This is a genomic window from Nitrospira sp. T9, from assembly GCF_052156535.1.
Lineage (GTDB): Bacteria > Nitrospirota > Nitrospiria > Nitrospirales > UBA8639 > Nitrospira_E.
In genome coordinates this window covers 1-2,062 of sequence record NZ_JBQKUP010000003.1, presented here as the reverse complement: position 1 = coordinate 2,062, position 2,062 = coordinate 1, and the positions used below count along the sequence as shown (strand labels likewise).

At 49.2% G+C, this 2,062-nt stretch carries 3 protein-coding genes; 2 read left to right on the top strand and 1 reads right to left on the bottom strand.

Annotated features, from left to right (window positions below):
- The first annotated feature begins 255 nt into the window (after nt 1-255).
- Nucleotides 256-741, top strand: a complete 486-nt coding sequence (locus ACTRXD_RS00035; protein ID WP_442429843.1) for a hypothetical protein — start codon at nt 256-258, stop codon at nt 739-741.
- A gap of 220 nt (nt 742-961) precedes the next feature.
- Nucleotides 962-1,579 carry a hypothetical protein gene (locus ACTRXD_RS00030; RefSeq protein ID WP_442429842.1) on the top strand — a complete coding sequence of 206 codons (618 nt, stop codon included), beginning with the start codon at nt 962-964 and terminating at the stop codon, nt 1,577-1,579.
- Between the two features lie 89 nt (nt 1,580-1,668).
- Here the strand turns inward: ACTRXD_RS00030 and ACTRXD_RS00025 are convergent, their stop codons facing one another.
- Nucleotides 1,669-1,968 carry a HigA family addiction module antitoxin gene (locus ACTRXD_RS00025; protein ID WP_442429841.1) on the bottom strand — a complete coding sequence of 100 codons (300 nt, stop codon included), beginning with the start codon at nt 1,966-1,968 and terminating at the stop codon, nt 1,669-1,671.
- Between the last annotated feature and the right edge of the window lie 94 nt (nt 1,969-2,062).

Below are 2,062 nucleotides of genomic sequence, written 5' to 3'. Positions count from 1 at the left end.
CCCGGTCGAGGCGGAGCATGTCCGCACATAACCGAGCGACATCCTGACTGTGGGCAATGGGGGGATGATAGGGTCCTTCCGTTTCTTGGACCAGCATCACGCGCACCCATGGCACCGAAAGGCTGGGGGATAAGGAAGAGGGGTCCGATGTCATGTCATACTCAGTGAGGTTCAATACAATAATTTTTTCGATAAACTCCCTCTCTAAAGGAGGAATGGCGGATCGTCAAGGATTAATAAAGGAAAAGGGAAATCATGGCTAAGGTCTCGACGCCTCAAGTAAACGGACAGGATAGCTCTTCCTTAATTTCCCTGACGACCATGGAATTAACGCGGGTATGTGCGATTGCCAAAAACCATTCCTTTTTGTATCCGGTCCCGTTGTCGAAGATTGTTGACCGGGTGCTCGATTACTCCATTCGGACGGTCGAAGCATGGGAACTGATTGATATTGATTTTTGGAAGGGAGACGAAATTGATTTCGAACGCTGGTTTGAGTGGTGTGATGATTTGACGCTTTCGATCAGTTTCAAGAACCACGAACATGACACGACCGAAACCTTAGAGGTGGATATCATCCAAGTCATGGGCGACGTGTTGAAAGAAAAAAGTCGGTCCTTATACGTCGGCGGCTTGGAAATTGAGCTGGGAGAAGACCACCTCATGGTTGAAGGAAAGAACCATTCTCTTAAAAATGGGATGGTACGGATTGCTGTCACGACCGAAAAGCCGAGTTATTAGCGTGTGTCGGGGTTATTTCATCCATTTGGGCTTGGGAATTTTATAGCGGCGCTTGCTTCGAACCCGTGGGCGAAATTTCGGGGTGAAAAATTTATCCCCGTATCGGCGCGGCGGAACTTTAACCGCCCGATAAAATGACGCAGTAATATCCATGCAGAAAGTATGAAACGGATCGAGGGAAACGCCAAGGCAAAGGCGTTGGGTTTTCCACAAGGGGGCAATGATGAAATGGATTGGGGTGCTACTCGTCACGTTTGGGATACCGCTTGCAGCCTTGGCCGAAGAGGCTAAATCAAAGGCGTTGGAACTCCACATGGTAGGCTACCATGACGATTTGCCGTTTTTGTTGAAAGGCTGGGACTTTCCCGCCATGTCAATGTTTAAGGTTGAAGCTCAGACACCCTTAGACAATGTCACGGTTCACATCACGTTTTTTGCCCGTGATACCCCGGATTTCTCTGTTGACGAGTATAAGGCCATCCGCTGCGGGGTGCTCTGGCCAGAAGGAACGAAGGCGTTTCGACAGGCGCTTCCTATTCTTTCGGGTAACGGGCTGGAAGTCTGGGTGCCACGCATTGATCCACCCAATCCCGTCACGCTATGGATTGGATGGCCCGAAAAAGGTCTTCAAATTCTGGCTGCAACTATGAAAGTCGAGAGCGAGCACTATTCCGAGGAAAAAAGATGGGAAAGCATAGGAGTGCAATTGTACCGGGAGCTTGGGCCGGATTCTGTTTTATCCTTGCGTGAGCCAAAATTTCGTGTGGTGCAGTTAGATCAGGTCTGTGAACAGATTGTGCCCTATGAACTCCCTCGACGTTACCTGATGGCGCGATAATTAAACCTACTCGTATTTCCCATAAATAACATTATCACACTAACTCATTGATATTGTTCCCACATTTTTTAGTAGTTGGCGTGCTACCCTTACACGGGCAAGGGCTCGACTTCCGGAAAGCGCTTCACTTTGATCGTCTTGGCCGTCTTTTCGATATTGGCCAGATCAAAAGCCATTTGCATCCGCATCCAATGTTCCACGCTTGAGCCAAATGCTTTAGACACCCTGACCGCCATTTCCGGCGAGAGTGAGGTTTTTTCATTTGTCACCCGCGAGAGGGTCTGCCGCGTCACGCCAAGCCGTTCCGCAGCCTCGGTCACACTGAGGCCCGAAGCCTCAATGGAATGTTTAATGATCTTGCCCGGATGGACAGGGTTTTTCATCGCCATAATATTCTCTCCTCAATGATAGTCTACTAAATCCACATCAAAAGCGTGGCCATCTTCAAACCGGAAAATGATCCGGTGATTCCGTGACACGGTC